Here is an 18,172-nt window from a genome sequence, read left to right on the forward strand (position 1 = left end):
TCGGCGGGATGTCAACGAGGAGGTCCCATGTCTCTTCAGAACGACACCGAGGTGGCGAGCGCGCCCGACGGTGAAGATTCGATCGAGGTCGTCCAGCAAGTCTCTCGCCCTCTCGGCGAGATCTGGTCGCTGCTCACTCGCACGGAGGGCGTCGAGGCCCTGCTCGGCGAGGGCGCGACGCTGGGCGACAAGGGTGATCCGTGGCGCGCGGCCGACGGCACGTGCGGCGTGACCCGCAGTTACCACCCCGAGCAGCAGATCCGGGTCTCCTGGCACGCCGACCCCGACTCACCTCCCACGCTGGTCGACCTCCAGATGGAGCCCGAAGGCGAGGGCACCCTCCTCGTCCTGCGCCACGAGCACCTCGACGCCTCCGCCGACCGCGAGGCCCTGCGGCGCCGCTGGGACGAAGCGCTGCACCGCCTGACCTCGATCTGACCCGGCGCTGCGACGCATCCACCCGCACCCATCCACCCGTACGCACGAGGAGAGGCCCCGCGCGATCGCGGGGCCTCTCCTCGTCGTGATCAATCGGCCGTCGCGGCGAATCGGCCGTCGTGGCGAATCGGCGGTGTCGGCGGGACCGGAGGTCACCACGCGTCGTCGTCGGGATCCTTGCCGTCCTCCTCCGCGCGGCGGCGGTCCTCCTCGTCCCAGGCCGCAGTGCGCTCGGCCGCGCTCTGCAGCGCGTTCTCCGCGGCCTCGCGAGTGGGGTACGGCCCCATGAGGTGGTCCTTGCTCGAGGTGGTCGCGTCTTCCTCGACCTGACGTGTGTCGAGGTTGTACCAGTACGTCATCGGCCGTCCTTCGTCTCGTCCGTCATCTCGTCCACCGTCCGAGGCGCCGTCACGACCGGGCGCACCTCGACCGGTGCGCTGGTCCTGCGCCTGAACTCGTCCCGCCACTGTAGTCGGCGAGGCCCGCCCGGGCGCCGTCACGCGAGCCGACACGGGTCCGTACGGATGTGCGCTCGCGGATGTGCACGCGGGCGCGTCGCGAGGCCGGCGAGGGGTGTCGGAGGCGCCACCTAGAGTGGGAGCCATGCCCACCAGCTCTCCCGTCGTCGCCGGGCGCGTCGGCCCACGACGCCCCGTCCCGTCCACCATCGTCCGGCCCGCGTACGTCGACCGGGACGCCCCGGAGGCCTACGGCGGCAGCGATGTGCAGGACGCCGAGACGATCGAGCGCATGCGGCACGCGGGCCGGGTCGCCGCGCGGGCTCTCGCCGCCGCCGGCGCCGCGGTGGCGCCCGGAGTCACCACCGACGAGCTCGACCGCATCGCCCACGAGTCGATGGTGGCGGCCGGGGCCTACCCCTCCACCCTCGGCTACCAGCGATTCCCCAAGTCGTGCTGCACGAGCGTCAACGAGGTCGTCTGCCACGGCATCCCCGACGATCGGCCGCTGGCCGAGGGCGACATCGTCAACATCGACGTCACCGCGTTCATCGACGGCGTGCACGGCGACACCAACGCGACGTTCCTCGTCGGCGACGTCGACGAGGAGTCACGGCTGCTCGTCGAGCGCACCGCCGAATCGCTGCGACGCGCGATCAAAGCCGTCGCGCCCGGCCGGCAGATCAACGTCATCGGCCGGGTCATCGAGAGCTACGCCAAGCGTTTCGGCTACGGCGTGGTGCGGGACTACACCGGCCACGGCATCAACACGGCGTTCCACAGCGGCCTCATCGTGCCCCACTACGACGCCGCGCCGGGGTACGACACCGTCATGGAGCCGGGGATGACGTTCACCATCGAGCCCATGCTCAGCCTCGGGACGTACGAATGCGAGGTCTGGGACGACGACTGGACGGTGGTCACCGCCGACGGCCGTCGAAGTGCCCAGTTCGAACACACGGTCCTCGTCACCGATCGCGGCGCGGAGGTGCTCACCCTGCCGGAGTGACGAGCGCGACACCGCCACGAACCACCTTGGCGGACACCGCGCTTCGACGGCCGACTCCACCGGTTCGGTGCGCCCGCGGCGGCGTGGTCGGCGAGTTCACCTCCTGGTCCTATCCTGTTCGCCTCATGTCCACGACCGAGGAGTCCCGACCCATGACCGGCACCCACCTTCCGCTCGGCATCGACATCGGTGGCAGCGGCATCAAGGGCGCCCCGGTGGATCTCGAGGCGGGCGGCTTCGCCGCGGACCGCATCCGCATCGAGACCCCCGGAAGATCCACCCCCAAGGCCGTCGTCAAGATCGCCACCGAGATCGCCAACGAGTTCGCCGGCGTCACCGGCGACGGGCCCGTCGGCGTCACGGTGCCTGCCGTGACCTCCGGCGGCACCGTGCTGTCCGCGGCGAACATCGACAACGCCTGGATCGGGACCGACGCGGGCGCCATGCTCGCCGATGCGCTCGGTCGCCCCGTGACCCTGCTCAACGACGCCGACGCCGCGGGCGTGGCCGAGGTGCGGTACGGCGCGGCCCGGGACACGGCCGGAACGGTGCTCGTCGCGACGCTGGGCACGGGCATCGGCTCGGCGTTGTTCGTCGACGGTCGCCTCGTGCCCAACACCGAGCTCGGCCACCTCGAGATCGACGGTCACGACGCCGAGAGGCGCGCCTCCAACGGCGCCCGCGAGGCCGACGACCTGTCGTGGGAGAAGTGGGCCAAGCGCCTGCAGCGTTACTTCCGGCACGTCGAGGATCTCCTGTGGCCCGACCTCATCGTCATCGGCGGCGGAGTGTCGAAGAAGGCCGACAAGTTCCTCCCCCTGCTCGATCTGCGGACCCCGATCGTCCCCGCGGCCCTGCGCAACGACGCCGGCATCATCGGCGCGGCCTGGACGGCGTCCCAGGCGGCCGGCGAGGCGGTCTGAGCCCGGGTCGGTCCAGGTCGACGCGGGGTCGACGCGGGGTCGACGTGGGGTCGCCCCCGGCGACGACCGACGGCCGGTTCTCCGTTTCCGGCGCTCGCTCCTACGATGAGCGGCGTGGAATTCCTCAACGGTCAGCAACCGCAGTACGACCTCACCTACAACGACGTCTTCATGGTGCCGTCGCGGTCGGCAGTGTCCTCACGACTCGACGTCGATCTGCGCACCCCCGATCAGGTGGGCACGACGATCCCGATCGTCGTCGCGAACATGACGGCGGTCTCGGGTCGCCGCATGGCCGAGACCGTCGCCCGCCGTGGCGCGGTCGCGATCCTGCCGCAGGACGTCAAGGTCGAGGCGCTCGAGGAGACGATCGGCCGGGTCAAGGCCGCGCATCCCGTGTACGAGACCCCGGTCGTCGTGGGCCCCGAGGAGCCGATCGCCGCCGTGCTCGCGCTCATCGGCAAGCGCTCGCACCGCGCGGCCGTCGTCGTCGACGCCGAGCGTCGGCCCGTCGGGCTCGTCAGCGAACGCGACTGCCACGAGGTCGACCGCTTCGCGACCGTTGCCGACGTCATGCGTCGTGACCTGTTCACCCTGACCGCGGGAGTGGACCTCGACGAGGCCTACGCCGAGCTCGAGGCCCGCCACCTCGGCCTCGCCCCCGTGGTCGACTCCGACCGGCTCGTCGGCGTCGTCACCCGCAAGGGCATCCTGCGCTCGGCGATCTACTCCCCGGCCCTCGACCCCGAGGGACGACTCATGGTCGGCGCCGCGGTCGGCATCAACGGTGACGTCGCCGGACGCGCGGCCCAGCTGCTCACCGACGGCGTCGACGTGCTCGTCGTCGACACCGCGCACGGCCACCAGGAGAAGATGTTCGACGCGCTGAACGCTGCCGTGCGTGCACGCGACGACCACGAGCAGCACACCGGACGCCGCATCCCGATCGCGGCCGGCAACGTCGTCGCCGCCGAGGGCGCGCAGGATCTCGCGGAGTCGGGAGCCGACATCGTCAAGGTCGGCGTCGGCCCGGGCGCGATGTGCACGACGCGCATGATGACCGGCGTCGGGCGTCCGCAGTTCTCGGCGGTGCTCGAGTGCGCGGCCGCGGCCAAGGAATGTGGTGCTCACGTGTGGGCCGACGGTGGCGTGAAGTACCCGCGCGACGTCGCTCTCGGTCTCGCGGCCGGGGCGGCGAGCGTGATGATCGGCTCGTGGTTCGCGGGCACGTTCGAGTCGCCCGGCGACCTCGTGCGTGACGCCGACGGTCGCATGTACAAGGAGAGCTTCGGCATGGCCTCGGCCCGAGCCGTGCGCGCTCGCACCAAGGATCAGTCCTCGTTCGCCCGCGCCCGTTCGGCCCTGTTCGAGGAGGGCATCTCCAGCTCGAGGATGTACCTCGACCCCGAGGCCGGCGGCGTGGAGGATCTGCTCGACCGCATCGTCTCCGGAGTCCGCAGCTCGTTCACCTACGCGGGTGCCGCGACGATCGGTGAGTTCCACTCCCGGGCCCGCGTGGGCATCCAGAGCGCGGCCGGCTACGACGAGGGGAGGCCGCGTGCCACGTCCTGGTGAGCCCGGGACGGAGGCGCACTCCACTTCCCCAACAGCCCGCCCCGTCCGCCCCGCCGGCGCCGCGCGTGCAGGCGCGCGGGGCGCTGCCGGGCCGTTGCGTCGATCCGGCGCGCCGCGGGTCTGCGTCGTCACCGAGGTCATCGACCTGACTCCCCGGCTGCGGCGCGTCCGGTTCCGTAGCGACGACCTCATCGGTGTCGAGCCGGTGAGTCCCGCGCAACGCGCGACGATCGTGCTGCCCGCGGGCGGATCGTTCGGGCCCGAGGGCCTCGACTCCGCCGAGTACTCGGCCGCTCGCCGCACGCGACGCACGTACACGCTGTGCGACCTCGACCCGCGGACGGGCACCGCCGCGATCGACCTCGTGCGTCACGGCACGGGTGTCGCGGGCACGTGGGTGGAACGGGTGCGCCCGGGTGACGACTTCGTCCTCTCGGGCCCGATGGGCAAGTTCCACCTCGACCCCGCGCAGACCCACTACGTGCTCATCGCCGACGAGACCGCAGTGCCCGCCTTGCGCGAGATCTGCGCTCAGTTGCCTGCCGGCGCGCGCGCCGAGGTGCACGTCGAGGTCGCCGACGAGGCCGAGCGCATCGACCTGCCGTCCCCCGCGGAACTCGACGTCACCTGGTGGCTTCGCTCGGAGCACGGCGGTGAGGTGGGAGAACTCGTCGGCCGCCTCGCCCCGCATCTGCGCACCGCCGGCCCCGGAGTCACGGTGTGGATCGGCGCGGAGGCCGACTCCGTCACGGCCCTGCGCACCCATCTGCTGGCCGAGGCCGGTTGCGACCGCCGCCTGCTCGACGCGGTCGCGTACTGGCGTCGCGGTCGCGCCGAGAGCTGACGCGCAACCCCGAGCAACCGGAGCACCCCCGACTCCGCCCCTCCCCTCATGAAGGAAGACGGGATGGCAGCGATCGCGGGGTGATCACCCCCGTTCGGCTGCCATCCCATCTTCCACGTCGGGTGGGCGGCGGGGGGCGTTGCTCAGCGCGGCGGCTCCAGCGCCGCGTCGAAGAACGCGAGCTCGCACGTCACCGCTCGCGCGAAGAGGTCCTCGACGAGCGCCTTCTCCTCGGGGTCGCGCGGTTCGTGGGCGTCGAGCTGTTCGCGCAGCCACCGCACCCACGCCTCGAACTCCGGGCCGCGGTGCAGGTCGACCCAGCCGACGTGCTCGGGACGCGTCGCCGCGAGGGGGTCGGCGGCCGGCCGGGTCGCCCAGTCGAGATAGAGCCACTCCGCGACGACGAGCACCGCGAGCACCCCGGCGTACGAGCGGGATGCGACGGCGTCGCGCATGACCCGGTCGAAGTCGCGGGTCGCGTCGGTGAGCACCGGGTCGACGCGGTCGCGCTCGCTCACCCCCAGGGCGTCGAAGGAGTCGACGAAGTAGGTGTTCTCGTCGGCGGCGAAGAACCCGAGCTGGCGGGCGAACCGGAGGCGGGTCTCGAGATTCGGTGCCGAGGCGCACGCCTGACCGAGCATCGCGACGAACGCGTCGCAGAACCGGTAGTCCTGGACGAGGTAGTGCGCGAGCTTGGCGTCGTCGACCGTGCCCGCGAGCAGTTCGTCGACGAACCGGTGACACACCGCCGCGTCCCATTCCGACGCGTTGGCGTCGCGGAGCCGGACGGAGAACCGTGTCATCGTTTACCTTCCCGCAGCGCCTTGATGAGCTCGTCCTTGTTCATGCTCGAACGGCCCTCGACGTCGAGCTCCGCGGCGCGCTTGCGCAGTTCGTCGACCGTCCAGTCGTCGTACGAGCCGTGCTCGCCGCCCTTGCGTCCGACGGCCGAGCGCGAGGAGTTCGCCGCCGCGTTCGAGATCGCCGCGGCCTTGGACTTGCTGTTGCCCTCCTCACGCAGCTTCTCGTACATCTCCGGGTCCTTGATGGAATCGGCCATCGGTCAGCTCTCCTTCGTGTCGGGGTTGCGTGGGTGGGTCATGTCCATCGGCACCACCCAAGCGTCGAACTGCTCCTCGGTGACGTCGCCGAGGGCGAGTGCGGCCTCCTTGAGCGTCGTGCCGTCGTTGTGGGCCTTCTTGGCGATCTTCGCCGCCTTGTCGTAGCCGATGTGCGGGTTGAGCGCGGTGACCTGCATGAGGTTGCGTTCGAGCTCCTCGGCGATGCGTTCGCGGTCGGGTTCGATGCCCACGGCGCAGTGATCGGTGAACGCCGCGCACGCGTCGCCGAGCAGACGGATGCTCTCCAGCACGGCGTGCGCCATGACCGGCTTGTACACGTTGAGCTGGAAGTTGCCCTGGCTGCCAGCGAACCCGACGGTCGCGTCGTTGCCGAAGACACGGGTGGCGACCATCGTCAGCGCCTCGCACTGGGTCGGGTTGACCTTGCCCGGCATGATGCTGCTGCCCGGCTCGTTCTCGGGGATGCGGATCTCGCCGATGCCGTTACGCGGGCCGGAGGCGAGCCAGCGCACGTCGTTCGCGATCTTCATGAGTGCCATCGCGAGCGTGCGCAGCGAGGAGCTGAGCGCGACGAGCGCGTCGTGCGCCGAGAGCGAGGCGAAGAGGTTGCCCGACTGCCGGAAAGGGTGGCCGGTCTCCTCGGCGATCTTCGCCGCGGCCAGTTCGCCGAACCGCGGGTGGGCGTTGAGCCCGGTGCCGACGGCCGTGCCGCCGATCGCGAGGTCGAGCACGCCCTCCTCGGCGTGGTGCACTCCGGCGAGCGCGAAGTCGAGCTGCGCGACCCAGCCACCGATCTCCTGCCCGAGGGTGATCGGCGTGGCGTCCTGCAAGTGGGTGCGGCCGACCTTGACGACGTCGGCGAACTCCTCGGACTTGGCGGCGAGCACGTCGCGCAGGCGCGTGACCTGGTCGTAGAGGTACTCGTGCAGGTCGAGGACGACCGCGATGTGCATCGCCGTAGGAAAGGTGTCGTTGCTGCTCTGGCCACGGTTGACGTGGTCGTTGGGGTGCACCGGCGACTTGCTGCCCATCTCGCCGCCGAGGATGTCGATCGCGCGGTTGGCGATGACCTCGTTGCTGTTCATGTTCGACTGCGTGCCGCTGCCGGTCTGGAACACGACGAGCGGGAAGTTCTCATCGAGGTCGCCGGCGACAACCTCGCGGGCAGCCTGTTCGACGGCGTCGAGTGCCTTGTCGTCGAGGGCGGAGAGTTCTCCGAGTTCACGGTTGGCGCGGGCGGCGCCGAGCTTGAGCTGGCCGAGCGCCCGGATCATCGAGCGCCCCCACACGAAGGTGTCGCGCCCGATGGGGAAGTTCTCGATGCTGCGCTGCGTCTGCGCGCCCCAGTAGCGGTCGGCGGGCACCTCGACGGCGCCCATGCTGTCGGTCTCACGTCGCTTCGCCATACGGCCACCCTAGGAGCCGCGAGGGCGGCCTGCACGGCGGGCGAGCCTTACGCCACGAGGACGCGCAGCCCCCAGAGCAGGGCGCCGACCAGCACCGACGCGATGACGAACCTCGGTGGAAGCGTCGAGGCGAGTGTCGCGCGATGAGCAGATCGGGCCGTCGACTGGTCATCGGCGAAAGTGCAGCTCGTACACGTCGTCGACGTGGCCGCCCCGCTCGCTGGGCACCCGGGCGACGCGACTGAAGCCGACTCGGGAGAGCACGCGCGCGCTGGTCGTGTTCTCGGTGTGAACCCGGGAGGAGACGGCCTTCGCCCTCAGCTCTCCGAAGGCCCAGTCGCACACGCGGCACAGCGCGGCCGTGGCGATTCCCCGGCGACGGAAGCGGGGGTGCACGAAGTAGGCGACGTTCCACCGGTCGTCGAGGCGGCTCAGGTCGATGCCGCCGGCGAAGCCGTCGGCGGTGCGGATCGCCCAGACGAACGAGCCGGGGAACTCACCCGCGACGACCCGCTCGAGGTAGCTCCGGCACCGCTTCACCCCCGGCGGCGCGGGCCAGCCGAACCAGCGCGCGCACTCCTCGTCCTGTGCCTGCGCCCAGTCCTCGGCGTCGGCCACCACGGCCTGGTTGAGAACGAGACCGTCGATCACCAGCTCGGGAGCCCGTGGCGGCGTGGACTCCGCTCCCACCTCTGTTCACCTCGCCCTCGTCGTGCCGGAGGTGTCGTGCCGGAAAGGCCCTCGTCAGTTGCGGTAGTTCTCCACGGTGCGTGCAGAACGTTCCTGCGCCTCGTCGGGGTCGCGACCGAACTCGCGCTGTGCGTCGCGCTGGCGCAGCAGGTCCCAGAGACGGTCGAGCTCGACCTCCGCGGCGCGCAGTTGCTCCCGCTTCTCGTCCCCGGCGACCGGGTCACTGCTCAACTCGTCGCGCAGTCGGCGCTCGGTGTCGACGAGTTCGGTGATACGGGCGTGGATGCTGTCGTCGGTCATGGCCTCATCGTGGCATGGGCGCCGTCGTGCGGCATACGGTGAGGACCATGACGGAGACCACGCTGTTGTTCGCCGACGGGCTCGACCTCGTGTCGGCCCAGGTCGATTCGACCGACGCCGAGGCCTGGCAGAACCCCTCGCCGTGCGCCGGGTGGCGCGCGGTCGACGTGCTCGCGCACGTCACCGGCACCGTGCACAAGGCGCTGAACTCCCTCGGTGGCGGTGACTACGCGTCCTCGCCGGCCGAGGCCGCGGGCGAGGTCGACACCACGGAGGTGCTCGCCCGTTGGCGGGACACCGCGGGTCGCGCCGCCGACGCTATCGTCACCGCCGACCTCGACCGTGTGGTCCCCTCACCGCGCGGTGACGTGCCACTGCGCGAGGCCCTCGCCCTGCCCACCGCCGACCTGGCTGTGCACGCGTGGGATCTCGCCGCGTCCGCCGGACAGGACCTGGAGCTGCCGAGCGAGCTGCGCGAGCTGGTCGAGCGCCTCGTGCGGGGCATGCCCGAGGAGATCCTCCGCAGCGATCAGACCTTCGGCCCGGCGGTCGAGCCACCGGCGGGTGCGAACGAGACCGCGCGGCTCATGGCCTTCCTCGGCCGTCGTCGCCCGTAACCTTCCCCGCCTCCGCAGCTCCGGCACCTGCCGTCACGGGTGCTCCACCTGCGGTGACGCGTCCGAATCACGCGGCAGCCCTGCGGGTTCTCGCACCGCCGGGCGCACCCCCGATGCCTCGAGCCAGCGCACCGAGAGGGCCCGGCTGCCGTCGGGCTGCGCCTCGACGAGCGCGACGAGCACCTGCCAGCCGGACTCACCGCGCCGTTGCTCGACGACGAGACCCGGCGCACCCTCCGGGCCGACGAACACGAACGGCAGCCGCCGCGGCGGCACCGATCTCGCGGTCGCGGGGCGCCCTGGCGCCCGAGACGTCACGCCGGAGCCGTTCTGCTCCCCCGCCGCCTCCACGCCGCCAGGATGCCGTTCCCCGATGGGGATGCCGAGTGCGCCGCGAGAGGTCCATCCGCCTGCCATGAGCGGCAGCCTCTCAGCGGCCACCGACAACGCGTGACCACGTGCTCCCCCGGGCCGCTCCGAGTCTCAGGCTCCGTCGACGAGCCTCTGTTCGAGGTCTTCACGCAGGCCCTCGGCCTCCCCGGCCTGCTCTTCCCGAGCGGCCGCGCGGCGAGCGGCCTCCTCGGTGGCCCCGGCAACGGCGTCCTTCAGGTGCGCGAGCTGCTTGCCGGGTTCGTCCCGGTTGGCGGTGACGACCTCGACCCCGTCGGCCGAGACGCCGCGCACGACGTCGAAGCGACCGAGCGACTCCGCGACCACGGCGAGCTCGTCCTCGGTCGGTCGGCGGTTGAAGGCGAGAACGTACCGCACGTGGGTGGGCACGATCTCGCCGCCGACGGCGACGCGGTCCTCGGCCTCGGCCACCTCCGAGAGGGCGAGCGGGTCGGCGGGTGCTGCGCGGTGAGCGGTCATGCCCTCCTGTCGGCCGAAACGGCCGCGGCGCAAGCAAGCAAGCAAGAGGATGACGCGTCCGAGACGCCGGGTTCCGCGCGTGGGTCGTCGAGCGCCGTCGCGACCGTCGCCGCAGGGCGGTCCGGACGTCCCGCGCCGGGGCTGCTCAGCGTTCGAGGCGGATGCCGATCGCGCGCCAGCCTCCGACTGGGTAGGTCTCCCGTTGCGCCGGGCCGTCCGCGGCGAGCGACAGCGACGTCGTCGCGGCGAGCAACTCCGCGGTGAGCGCGACGAGCTCCATCGTCGCGAGCGGACGACCCGGGCAAAGGTGGATGCCGGAGCCGTACACGAGGTTGTGCACGGCGTTCTCCAGTGGCCGGTAGGCGTCGGGGTCACCGACAACCCGAGGATCGCGGTTGGCCGACGTCCAGTTGAGATAGAGCCGGGTCTGCGGTTCGAGGTCATGCCCGGCCACCTGCGCCGGACAGGTCACGACCCGGCGGTTGACGAGGAAGGGATCGTCGAGCCTGAGCATCTCGTCGATCGCCCCCGCCAGCCCGCTGGGGTCGGCGCGCAACTCCGTCTGCACCTGCGGATGGGTGGCGAGGAAATGGAGGATGACGCCGACGCAGGCCGCGATGGACCCGAGGTCGCCCGCCGTCCAGTTGCGCAGGATCGAGACGATCTCGGCGTCGGTCAGCGCCCGGCCGTCGACCTCGGTGCGCATGAGTTCGGTCGTCGGATCCGCAGGTGCGTCCTCGCCGAGGGCCCGTCGCCGCTGGACCTGGTCGGCGACGATCGCGTCGAACGCCGCGGCGACCGCGGCCGTGCGGGTCCGATCGGCCGACCGTGTCGCCGCGTGGTTGTCGGCCATCCACCCGAGCAGGCGATCCTCCGTCCCGGTCCAGCCGAGCCATCGGGCCTGGGCCCGGGCGGCGAACGGGTACCCGAGGTCGTGGACCGCGTCGATCGTCTCCGGCGCCGTGGCGACGAGGTCGGCGGCGATCCGGCGGACGCCCGGCTCGAGCTCGGCGATGCGTTCGGCGCCGAAGAAGGGGTCGGTGGCGGCCCGGTAGGCGGCATGCTCGGGAGGATCGAGGCTGTTCGGCACCTGCCGCCGCTCGGAGGCGCCCGACGAGAAGGTCACCGGGTCCGCTGCCACGGCGACGACGTCCTCGTGCCGGAAGACCGTGACACCCCGCGGGGATCGGGCCAGCGGGGTGTCCTCGCGGTACGCGTCGTACATCCTGACCTGGTCGGCCTGGGCCGCGTCGTCGAGCGGCTCCCAGTCGGGGATCGAAGAGCGCATACGCCCATCTTGCCGGTCGCGCTTCGCGGCCGGACGAGGGGTGAGTCGTCGGCGCCGAGCGCCCGGACCGCGCCCTCGAGCGTGAAGCGGATGAGCCGGCCGATACGCCGGGTTCTGTCGTTGAGCGGTCATCCATCTAGGCCATGCGTTGCCGCATGGCTCGAGCGACCTACCCGTGTGCTCGGGCGGGCAGCCCTCGAACGCACACTGTCTGGTCTTGCTCCGGGTGGGGTTTACCGAGCCGCCTTCGTCACCGAAGGCGCTGGTGGTCTCTTACACCACCGTTTCACCCTCACCCACGCCTGCTCGCACGCGAGTGGTTCGTGGGCGGTCTGTTCTCTGTGGCACTGTCCCGCGGGTCACCCCGGGTGGCTGTTGGCCACCACCCTGCCCTGTGGAGCCCGGACGTTCCTCGGCGGCGACCCGAAGATCACCGACGCGACCGCCTGGCCGACTCATCCACGCCCCAGTCTACCGGCCGCACACGCACGTCGACGCGCCCGACCGCGCCCGTCAGTGTGCAGGTCAGAGCGCGAGCTGGGGACGCAGTCGCTGCGGGGTCCAGGTGCGTTGTGCGCGAGCGGCGAGGACGGTGACGACGAACGATGCGAGGATCCAGGCGAGGAGGGCGAACACCGCCGATCCCACGTGCAGCCCTCCACCCGCGATGAGCGAGCGGAACGCGTTGACGCCGTAGGTGAGCGGCAGCAGCGGGTGCAGCCACTGGAAGAACGCCGGGGAACTCTCGATGGGATACGTCGCCCCGGCGGCCGAGAGCTGCAGCACGACGATGATGAGCGCCACGAACCTGCCCTTGGTGCCGAGCGCCGCGACGAGCGCCTGGTTGATCGCGACGAACGCCAGCGACGTGAGGGCCGCCAGAGCGAACAGCGCGGGCAGATGCGCGACCGTGAGGTGGACCCAGTAGCGGACGACGAGCACCTGCAGAATCGCCTGGCACAAGCCCAACAGGGCCGGCGGCGCGAACCCGGCGAGCGCGACCCGCCACGACGGTGCGGTCGAGGCGATGGCGCGCCTCGAGATCGGCCGGATGACGAAGAACATGCCCATCGCTCCGACCCACAGGCCGATCGCCATGAAGTACGGCGCGAGTCCGTGACCGTACCCGGGGACGGCGTTGAGGCGGCTCACGTCGGCGCGCACCGGGTCGGGGACGACGTCTTCGAGCCGCTCGCGGTCGCTCTTCGAGTACGACGGCGCCTTCTCGGCACCCTCCTGCAAGCCGTCGGCCAGCTTCTCGGTGTTCGTCGACAGGGTCTTCGAACCCTTCGCGAGTTGGTCGGCGCCGCCGTCGAGCTTGCTCGCGCCGTCACGGGCGCCATGGGCTCCGGTGGCGAGCTGGTCGGCCCCACCTGCCAGTTGCTGAGCGCCCTGCGCGGCCGAGCCGGCGCCGTCGGAGAGCGACGTCGCCCCCGAGGCCACCTTGGCCGAGCCGTCGGCCAGTTGGTTCGCCGCCGACGAGGCCCGGTCGATACCGCCGACCAGTGCCGGCGCGGCGTCCGCGAACCGCTGCAGGCCGCGTGCGAGACGCTCGGCGCCCGTCGCCAACTGGTCGGTGCCGGAGGCGAGGCGGTCGGCACCCGTCGAAGCGGCCGTGATGCCCTCGGAGAGGGCGGGGATGCCCTGGGCGAGCTTCGTCAGCCCGTCGCGCAAGGGCACCGCGCCCTCGCCGAGCTCCGTCGCTCCATCGGCGAGCGCGGTCGCACCCGCCGCGTACTTCGCGGCGCCGTCGGCGTACTTCGTGGCAGCGCCGGCGAACTCGCTGGCGCCCTTCGAGAGGGTGTCTGCGCCCGTGGCGAGGGGCGCCGTGCCGGTGGCCAGCTTCTCTGCGCCGGTGGCGACTTCGCGACTTCCCTCTCGCACCGCGGAGCCCTGCTCGGCGACCGCGGCGAGCTGAGCGCAGTACTGCGGGGCCGCCCCCGACTTCTCGCACGACTGCGAGAGCTGTGAGACCGCACCGGTGTACTTCGCGACGCCGTCGGAGGCATCACGTGCCCCGGTCGAGAGCTCCCGTGTCCCCTGCGCGAGGACGGTCGCTCCGGCGCCGAGCCGATCGGAGGCGTCGGAGAGCTTCTCGGCTCCGGTCGTGAGCCCGGCCGCGCCCGTCTCGAGAGCCTCCGCTGCCGGAGTCAGCTGCCGACCACCCTCACCGAGCCGGGCGGCGCCGTCGGTGAGCTTCGTGGCGCCGTCGGCCAAGGCCTTGGTCTGGGCCGGCAGCTGCGTCACCGGTCCCTGGGCCTTCTTCAGCCCGTCACGCAGTTCGGCAGCGCCGTCGGCGAGCTCGCGGTTACCGGCGGCGAGTCGCGTCGCCCCGGCCTGGAGCTGCCCGATCTGTTCGGGCAGCGCCGAGGCGCCGTTCGACAACTGGCCGAGGCCCTGCGAGAGCTGCGCGTTGCCGCTCGCGACCTGACCGGCCCCCGAGGCGAGTTGGTCGGCGCCACTGGAGAGGCGTCCCACGCCGCCCGCGAGGTCACCGGTGCCGGCGGCGAGACGGTCGGCACCGGAGGCGAGGTCGGTCAGCCCGACGGTGAGTCGACCGGTGCCGGCGTCGAGCTCGCTCGCGCCGTTCGCGAGCTTCTTCGAGCCGTCGGCGAGCTTGCCGGCACCGTCGCCGGCCTCGGTGAGGTTCTTCTTCACCGAGTTCAGTCCGAGGTAGACCTTGTCGAGGTACTGCGCACTAAGGCTGTCGCCCACCTCCGAGGCGACGACGCGGCCGATCGTCGCGGCGATGTTGCCGGACAGGTAGCTCACGGCGTCGTTGGTCTGCAGATCCATCGTGGCCGCTCGCACGGTCTTGGCGTCCTGCGTCGAGACCGCGGCGGCCGAGAAGCCCTTCGGGATCGTCAGGACGGCGTAGTACGTGCCGTCCTCGAGCCCCGCCCGCGCCTTCTCGGCGTCGGTGAGTTCCCAGTTCATGTTCTGGGGGTCGTCGCTCGTCGTCAGCCGCCCCGCCACGAGACGACCGACCATCACCGGTTGCTTCTTGCCCTTCGAGTCGGTGATCTCGACCATCTCGTCCTGGTTGACGACCGCGGCACGCATGCCGTCGAGGTGCGTCGTCACGTCGCGGTTGGCCCACACGAGCAGACCGCCGTAGAGGCTCGGCACGACCATGATCGCCACGAGCACGATGCGGCTGAACCACCCGCCGGTGAAACGGGCGAGCTCGGAGCTGCTGAGCGAGGGGAGCAGAGGCATCAGCGGGTCACCTTCGCGTATCCGTCGTGGTCGTCGTGTCCGTCATCGCCGTATCCGTCATCGCCGTCGTATCCGACGTGGCCGTCATGTCCGTCATGGCCGTCGCGGTCAGCGTGGTGGTCGTCAGCGTGGTGGTCGTCGGAGCCTCCGTCGCGGCCGCCATCGTCGCCGTGATGAGCGTGATCACCCCGCCCACCACCGGCCGGACGATCGTCGATCGCTTCCCCGGGGCCGGCACCGGCGACGGTGAACGAGCTGCGGTGACCGAGGTCGAGGGTCACGATCGACACGTTCTCCAGGGGCACTCCGGCGAGTCGGGCCGGCGCGGCCGGATCGACGGGCGCGGTCGTCGCACCGATCACGGAGACGACGCGACCCGCCTCACGCTCGGTGCGCAGCAGGTGTCCGACGGCCGTCATGACGGCGAGTCGGTCGGCATCGGAGCGCAGTTCGCCGTTCTCGTCGATGACGAGCACCCGTGGGCGCTCGACGAGGGCGAGCACGATGCCGAAGAGCTCGCGCTCGACGCCGTTGAGGTCGCCGACGACCCAGCGCGGATCGATCTCGGTGCGCGGCACGGAGGAACCCTTGACGCCCTTGGCCGCGACGAGCGCTGCCGTGTACTGGTCCATGACCCGCTCGACGTCGCGGGATCGCGCCCAGGGCATGAGGGTGCGCGCCGAGAGCCGCTCGGCGATGTGGTCACCCAGCTTGAGGGAGTTGTCGAGGTCGTTGACGTTGCGCATCTCCGCGAGGGCGACTCGGCGTTGGACGGCCGCCGCCTGCTCGGGCAGCACGTATCCGGCGATCTCGATGCATCCCGACTCGAACGGCATGCGGCCGGCGAGGGTGAGGAGCACCGACGTCTTTCCGGTGCCGTCGGGCCCCTGCACGATGCAGACCCCCGGCTCGTCCACGTGCAGGTCGAGGCCGGTGACGACCGGCCCACGCGCTCCGCGGATGTCGACGTCGCGGGCCTCGACGACGCGGCGGGGATGCTCTCGGATCTGCCGGGATCGCTCGAGGTGATCGTGCACGATTCCGCCTTCGACGTCGACGTGCGGGAGGATCCGGTCGAGCGCCGCCGGGATCATCCAGGTGTGACGACCGCACAACGTGAGAGCCGCGGGGATGAAGATCATCCGGATCACGACCGCGTCGAGCAGCACGCCGATGGCAAGGCCGGCGGCGATCGGCTTGAGGTTGGCGTCGGCGTGCGGGACGAACGAGGCGAAGACCGCGACCATGATTGCGGCGGCCGCGGCGACGACCGGGCCGGAGGAGACGAAGCCGTCGACGACGGCCGCCTTGGGTGAGGCGCCACGCACGTAGGCCTCGCGCATCCGGGAGACGAGGAAGACCTGGTAGTCCATCGCGAGGCCGAAGAGCACGCCCATGACGATGATCGGCATGAAGCTGATGACTGGCCCGAGACGGGTCACGCCGAGCATGTCGGCCAGCCACCCGTGCTCGAAGACGAGGGTGATGACGCCGAATGCGGCCGTCGTCGAGAGTACGAAGCCGATCGTCGCGGTGAGCGGCACGAGCAGCGACCGGAAGACGATGGTCAGCAGCAGCAACGACAGCCCCATGACCACCGCCGCGAAGGGCAGGACGGCCTTGCCGAGCCGGTCGGAGACGTCGATCTGAATGGCGGTGTGGCCGGTGACCGCGAGCGTGGTGTCGTACTTCTCGCCCAGGCCAGGCAGGCGACCGCGCAGGTCTCGCACGAGATCGGCGGTGCGCGCGTCCATCGGGCCGGTCTCGGGCACCGCGACGATCACGCCGGTGTCGGCGTCGCGGTTGGGGGTGGCGAGCGAGATGCGTTCGATGCCCGACACCGCGGCGATCTCCCTCTCGAGGTCGTCCACGAGGCCGACGGGGTCGTCGGAGCCGATGATGTCGGCCGTGACGAGCAGCGGGCCGTTCGCGCCCGGGCCGAAGTGCTCGCCGATGAGGTCGTAGGCACGGCGGGGAGACTCCGTCGTCGGTATCGAGCCGTTGTCGGGCAGCGCCAGGCGTAGACCCAGCGCCGGAACGGCGAGTGCGACGAGACCGGCCGTGACGACGACGAGGGTCAACGCGGGGACCGCGGTGACGGTCCGGGCCCACGCACCCGCCCAGCCGCCCGTCCTCCGCCGGGCCGATGCCCCCGGACCGGTGTCGTCGTCGGCGTTCGTGCGCCGGCCCGGCTCGTGCGCGGCCGACTCGCCGTCCGCGCCCGGACCGGACTCGGGCTCGTCGTCGTGTTCGTCGTCGTGTTCGGGCTGGTCAGTCTGTGTATGGACGTCGCCCTCACGCGACGGCTCCTGAGCGTCGGCCCCTGCTCGAGCGACGGCATCGCGACTCCGGCGGTCGTCCTCGCGGAGGCGCCCGCGGCCCCGCGTGCGCGGTGCGAGTCGCTCTCCCAGGAGGCTCATGAGCGCGGGCAGGAGGGTGATCGACGCGAGGACGGCGACCGCCACCCCGCAGGACCCCGCGATGCCCATCGCCGTGAGGAACGGCAGGCCGGCGAGGCCGAGACCCAACAGGGCGATGAGCACGGTGAGGCCCGCGAAGACGACGGCGCCACCGGCCGTGGCGTTCGACAGTGCGACCGACTCCTCCAGGTCGAGGCCGTCCGCGAGCTGTTCGCGATGACGAGCGAGGATGAAGAGCGCGTAGTCGATCCCCACCGCGATGCCGATCATCAGCGCGAGCAACGGCGCTGTTCCCGGGATCTTCGCGACCGACGTGGCGATCATGACGAGACAGGCCGTCGTGCCGGCTCCGGCCAGCGCGGAGACGACGGGCAGGGCTGCGGCGCGCACCGAACGGAACGTCAGGTACAGCACGAACATCGCGATCCCGAGGCCCACGGCCTCCATCCACGAGATCGTCGGCGGCGGCAGCATGAAGACGCCCCCACCCACCTCGGCGACGTACCCCGCGCGACGCAGTGGATCGACCGAGTTCAGCAACTTCTGCCGAGTCGCCTCGTCGACGTCGGTGGCCTGCGCGTCGAGCTGGGCCTCGACGAGCACCGCGCGTCGGTCGTCGCTCACGGCGACGTTCTCGTCGTAGGGGTCGGCGACCTCAGACACGCCGTCGATACGCTCGAGACGCTGCACGAGGGCGGCGACATCGTGGCGTGTGCGCTCGTCCGCCGCGGTGCGCCCTTCGGGCACCTGGACGACGACCTGCGCTCCGGCGCCGCTCAACTCGGGGAATCGGCCTTCGAGATCGTCGATCGCCTCCTGCCCTTGCGACCCCGGAACGGTGTAGACCTCGCTCGTGCCCTTGGACAGCAGGCCCATTCCGGCGCCCAGCAGGATGAGTAGCACGAACCACACGCCGAGCACCTGCTTGGCGTGTCGGTGGCAATAGCTCCCCAGGTCGAACAGTGACGACGACACGGGCGACTCCTGAATGGCGGGTGGATACGAGTGTGTATCCGAAACGGAACTGTACTGG

General features: G+C 71.3%; 17 protein-coding genes and 1 other RNA gene. 6 read left to right on the forward strand and 12 right to left on the reverse strand.

Annotation, left to right across the window (positions count from 1 at the left end; translation table 11 throughout):
• Positions 1-27: 27 nt before the first annotated feature.
• Positions 28-438, forward strand: a complete 411-nt coding sequence (locus BN1197_RS15425; RefSeq protein ID WP_040161062.1) for an SRPBCC family protein — start codon at positions 28-30, stop codon at positions 436-438.
• A gap of 152 nt (positions 439-590) precedes the next feature.
• Here BN1197_RS15425 and BN1197_RS15430 read toward each other — a convergent pair whose 3' ends face one another.
• Positions 591-797, reverse strand: coding sequence for a hypothetical protein (locus BN1197_RS15430; protein WP_040161065.1), 207 nt, complete (start codon positions 795-797; stop codon positions 591-593).
• Positions 798-1,041: 244 nt separating this feature from the next.
• Here BN1197_RS15430 and map point away from each other — a divergent pair, with 244 nt between their 5' ends.
• From map to BN1197_RS15450, 4 genes are all read left to right on the forward strand, one after another.
• Positions 1,042-1,905, forward strand: a complete 864-nt coding sequence (map, locus tag BN1197_RS15435) for a type I methionyl aminopeptidase (RefSeq protein ID WP_040161068.1) — start codon at positions 1,042-1,044, stop codon at positions 1,903-1,905.
• 152 nt (positions 1,906-2,057) lie between these two features.
• Complete coding sequence (gene ppgK, locus BN1197_RS15440) at positions 2,058-2,828, forward strand: polyphosphate--glucose phosphotransferase (protein WP_040161662.1); 771 nt, start codon at positions 2,058-2,060, stop codon at positions 2,826-2,828.
• 114 nt (positions 2,829-2,942) lie between these two features.
• Positions 2,943-4,403, forward strand: coding sequence for a GuaB1 family IMP dehydrogenase-related protein (locus tag BN1197_RS15445; protein ID WP_040161071.1), 1,461 nt, complete (start codon positions 2,943-2,945; stop codon positions 4,401-4,403).
• On the forward strand, positions 4,387-5,247 hold the full coding sequence (locus tag BN1197_RS15450; protein ID WP_176489779.1) for a siderophore-interacting protein: 861 nt from the start codon (positions 4,387-4,389) through the stop codon (positions 5,245-5,247). Before BN1197_RS15445 ends, BN1197_RS15450 begins: the two co-directional genes overlap by 17 nt.
• Positions 5,248-5,390: 143 nt before the next feature.
• On the opposite strand, the gene BN1197_RS15455 is transcribed toward BN1197_RS15450, so the two are convergent.
• The 5 genes from BN1197_RS15455 to BN1197_RS15475 form a co-directional block, all read right to left on the reverse strand.
• Entirely contained in the window at positions 5,391-6,050 is a 660-nt protein-coding gene (locus BN1197_RS15455; RefSeq protein ID WP_040161073.1) for a TenA family protein, read from the reverse strand.
• Positions 6,047-6,307: a DUF7218 family protein gene (locus tag BN1197_RS15460; protein WP_040161076.1), complete on the reverse strand. Its 261-nt coding sequence runs from the start codon at positions 6,305-6,307 to the stop codon at positions 6,047-6,049. The genes BN1197_RS15455 and BN1197_RS15460 overlap by 4 nt, the downstream gene beginning before the upstream one ends.
• Positions 6,308-6,310: 3 nt before the next feature.
• A complete protein-coding gene (gene fumC, locus BN1197_RS15465; protein WP_040161078.1) occupies positions 6,311-7,735 on the reverse strand; it encodes a class II fumarate hydratase in 1,425 nt (474 codons plus the stop codon).
• Between the two features lie 168 nt (positions 7,736-7,903).
• Positions 7,904-8,425, reverse strand: coding sequence for a GNAT family N-acetyltransferase (locus BN1197_RS15470; RefSeq protein WP_052466812.1), 522 nt, complete (start codon positions 8,423-8,425; stop codon positions 7,904-7,906).
• Positions 8,426-8,479: 54 nt separating this feature from the next.
• A complete protein-coding gene (locus BN1197_RS15475) occupies positions 8,480-8,725 on the reverse strand; it encodes a DUF2630 family protein (protein ID WP_040161080.1) in 246 nt (81 codons plus the stop codon).
• Between the two features lie 47 nt (positions 8,726-8,772).
• Here BN1197_RS15475 and BN1197_RS15480 point away from each other — a divergent pair, with 47 nt between their 5' ends.
• The gene (locus BN1197_RS15480; RefSeq protein WP_040161083.1) at positions 8,773-9,342 is read left to right on the forward strand and encodes a TIGR03086 family metal-binding protein; all 570 of its coding nucleotides are present in this window, start codon (positions 8,773-8,775) and stop codon (positions 9,340-9,342) included.
• A 33-nt stretch (positions 9,343-9,375) separates the two neighbouring features.
• On the opposite strand, the gene BN1197_RS17165 is transcribed toward BN1197_RS15480, so the two are convergent.
• The 6 genes from BN1197_RS17165 to BN1197_RS15510 form a co-directional block, all read right to left on the reverse strand.
• Positions 9,376-9,759 (reverse strand): hypothetical protein, encoded by a 384-nt coding sequence (locus tag BN1197_RS17165; protein WP_141397305.1) that lies wholly within the window; start codon positions 9,757-9,759, stop codon positions 9,376-9,378.
• A 66-nt stretch (positions 9,760-9,825) separates the two neighbouring features.
• The gene (locus BN1197_RS15490; protein ID WP_040161087.1) at positions 9,826-10,212 is read right to left on the reverse strand and encodes a hypothetical protein; all 387 of its coding nucleotides are present in this window, start codon (positions 10,210-10,212) and stop codon (positions 9,826-9,828) included.
• Positions 10,213-10,357: 145 nt separating this feature from the next.
• Positions 10,358-11,500, reverse strand: coding sequence for a cytochrome P450 (locus tag BN1197_RS15495; protein ID WP_245851978.1), 1,143 nt, complete (start codon positions 11,498-11,500; stop codon positions 10,358-10,360).
• 87 nt (positions 11,501-11,587) lie between these two features.
• Positions 11,588-11,958: RNase P RNA component class A (rnpB, locus tag BN1197_RS15500), an RNA gene on the reverse strand.
• Positions 11,959-12,025: 67 nt separating this feature from the next.
• On the reverse strand, positions 12,026-14,719 hold the full coding sequence (locus BN1197_RS15505) for a YhgE/Pip domain-containing protein (RefSeq protein ID WP_040161089.1): 2,694 nt from the start codon (positions 14,717-14,719) through the stop codon (positions 12,026-12,028).
• Positions 14,719-18,114: an MMPL family transporter gene (locus BN1197_RS15510; RefSeq protein WP_052466813.1), complete on the reverse strand. Its 3,396-nt coding sequence runs from the start codon at positions 18,112-18,114 to the stop codon at positions 14,719-14,721. The genes BN1197_RS15505 and BN1197_RS15510 overlap by 1 nt, the downstream gene beginning before the upstream one ends.
• Between the last annotated feature and the right edge of the window lie 58 nt (positions 18,115-18,172).

The organism is Mobilicoccus massiliensis, from assembly GCF_000826525.2.
Lineage (GTDB): Bacteria > Actinomycetota > Actinomycetes > Actinomycetales > Dermatophilaceae > Mobilicoccus > Mobilicoccus massiliensis.

Bases quoted from the DNA above. Each gene is read 5' to 3' on its own strand.
- BN1197_RS15490 (WP_040161087.1), bottom strand. From the start codon at position 10,212: ATGACCGCTCACCGCGCAGCACCCGCCGACCCGCTCGCCCTCTCGGAG.
- BN1197_RS15460 (WP_040161076.1), bottom strand. From the start codon at position 6,307: ATGGCCGATTCCATCAAGGACCCGGAGATGTACGAGAAGCTGCGTGAG.
- fumC (WP_040161078.1), bottom strand. From the start codon at position 7,735: ATGGCGAAGCGACGTGAGACCGACAGCATGGGCGCCGTCGAGGTGCCC.
- BN1197_RS15425 (WP_040161062.1), top strand. From the start codon at position 28: ATGTCTCTTCAGAACGACACCGAGGTGGCGAGCGCGCCCGACGGTGAA.
- BN1197_RS15480 (WP_040161083.1), top strand. From the start codon at position 8,773: ATGACGGAGACCACGCTGTTGTTCGCCGACGGGCTCGACCTCGTGTCG.
- BN1197_RS15495 (WP_245851978.1), bottom strand. From the start codon at position 11,500: ATGCGCTCTTCGATCCCCGACTGGGAGCCGCTCGACGACGCGGCCCAG.
- map (WP_040161068.1), top strand. From the start codon at position 1,042: ATGCCCACCAGCTCTCCCGTCGTCGCCGGGCGCGTCGGCCCACGACGC.
- BN1197_RS15505 (WP_040161089.1), bottom strand. From the start codon at position 14,719: ATGCCTCTGCTCCCCTCGCTCAGCAGCTCCGAGCTCGCCCGTTTCACC.
- BN1197_RS15475 (WP_040161080.1), bottom strand. From the start codon at position 8,725: ATGACCGACGACAGCATCCACGCCCGTATCACCGAACTCGTCGACACC.
- BN1197_RS17165 (WP_141397305.1), bottom strand. From the start codon at position 9,759: ATGGCAGGCGGATGGACCTCTCGCGGCGCACTCGGCATCCCCATCGGG.
- BN1197_RS15430 (WP_040161065.1), bottom strand. From the start codon at position 797: ATGACGTACTGGTACAACCTCGACACACGTCAGGTCGAGGAAGACGCG.
- ppgK (WP_040161662.1), top strand. From the start codon at position 2,058: ATGACCGGCACCCACCTTCCGCTCGGCATCGACATCGGTGGCAGCGGC.
- BN1197_RS15455 (WP_040161073.1), bottom strand. From the start codon at position 6,050: ATGACACGGTTCTCCGTCCGGCTCCGCGACGCCAACGCGTCGGAATGG.